Here is a 1,484-nt window from a genome sequence, read left to right as displayed (position 1 = left end):
AGGTGAATGCCCAGATCCAGGCGGAGCCACCCTTCGATCCGATCCACATCGAGAAGGGGGCACTGAAACCCTCCGCCGCCGATTTCGAGGAGGCGCTGCCGCCAAGCTGCGGCGATGGGCCGCCGCCACCGAAGAAGGACACTGCGCTGGAGCAGGCAAAGAAGGCGTTTCTGGCAACCTATGGCGGCCAGTGCGACAAACAGTTCCTGGCCGACGAGCCGACGGTCTTTTCAATCAAATACAAGGACAAGGATGCGCAGCCCGGCGACCCCGACAAGGAGACGCGGCTGTTCCATTTTTCCTGCTCGGCCGCCGCCTACAATGAAAGCTCGGTCTATTATATGACCGACGAGACATCGGCCGTGCAGCAATTGCAATTCGCCGAACCCAAGATGGACATCCGCTACGAGAACAATGACAGCAACGGCAAATTGCTGGGCATGAGCATCGTCGGTTTCCAGACGTCCGGCTGGGCGGTCAATTCCGACTATGACGAGGCCACCCAGACGATCACCACGTTCAACAAGTGGCGCGGGGTCGGCGATGCTTCCGACGCCGGCACGTATCTGTTCCGCAACGGCAATTTCTCGCTGGTCCAGTACGACGTCGATGCATCATATGACGGCGAGCAAAATCCCGAGACTGTCGTCGACTACAACACTGCGCCTTGAGCGTCACACGGGCTTGCAGGCAGCCTGTCAGGGCGACTTCGACAGCATCCAGTTGAGCGTGCCGCGCCAGTCGGTCATGCGGATCGGGGTGCCATGGGTGCCGGTCTCGAAACGAACGAAACGGGTCGGGTAAGTCTTCGATTTGGCCAGGATCGAGCGAAAGAATGCCTCCTGATTTGCCACTGGGAAGACCACGTCGTGACTGCCCTGGCCGAAAAAGACCGGCACACGGCGCTTGAATGCTGGGCTGGTGAAAAAGCTCTCATCCCATAGCGAGCCGAGCAGCAGCAGGCCGTTGATGCGGCCGCCCATGTCCTTGCGCGCGGCAAGCTTCCAGCACAGCGCACCACCCATCGATCCGCAGGCAACGAAGATCTTCGCGCCTGGCGACCGGTCGGCATAGTGACCGATCAGCGCTGCCACCTGCGCTGCTCCCTTGTCGCCGAAATCGGTAAAATCCGGGCTAAGGTAGAGGCCGCCATTGCTGGCCATCAGGTTCTTGAGCCGGTTGAAATTGCCGCCGAAGGTGAAGTCGTCGACGCCTTGCTTGCGGCTGCCGCCCTGCCCGTGCAGGTAAAGCACGATGATGCCGGCGCCCTCGGTCTTGCCGACGGCGAAATGCCTGATATCGCCGGCGTCGGTTTTCAGCAACAGATCCTGCTGCACCTTGCGCACGCTGGCGTCGGTATATTGGGCGTTCCCCCGCCGCTCGGGCACCTGGTCACGCTGGTTGATGTCGCGCATCTCGCGGTAGTCGATGACCGTGTAGGCACCGTTGCTGTCGGACGACAGCGTGGGCGGATAGGCGAAGAG

2 protein-coding genes are annotated in these 1,484 nt (G+C 61.1%); one reads left to right on the top strand and one right to left on the bottom strand.

All coding sequences use genetic code 11. The features are described 5' to 3' along the window. Positions 1-671: DUF1176 domain-containing protein (locus EN994_RS31020; protein WP_127308127.1), on the top strand; the 671-nt coding region annotated here is incomplete at its 5' end. Between the two features lie 27 nt (positions 672-698). Here the strand turns inward: EN994_RS31020 and EN994_RS31015 are convergent. Next, positions 699-1,484: alpha/beta hydrolase (locus tag EN994_RS31015; RefSeq protein ID WP_127308126.1), on the bottom strand; the 786-nt coding region annotated here is incomplete at its 5' end.

Origin of the sequence: Mesorhizobium sp. M7A.F.Ca.CA.002.09.1.1 (genome assembly GCF_003998555.1) — a bacterium.
GTDB classification, from domain to species: Bacteria; Pseudomonadota; Alphaproteobacteria; order Rhizobiales; family Rhizobiaceae; genus Mesorhizobium; species Mesorhizobium ciceri.
The sequence above is the reverse complement of the archived record's forward strand: the minus strand, read 5'-3'. Positions and strand labels throughout refer to the sequence as shown.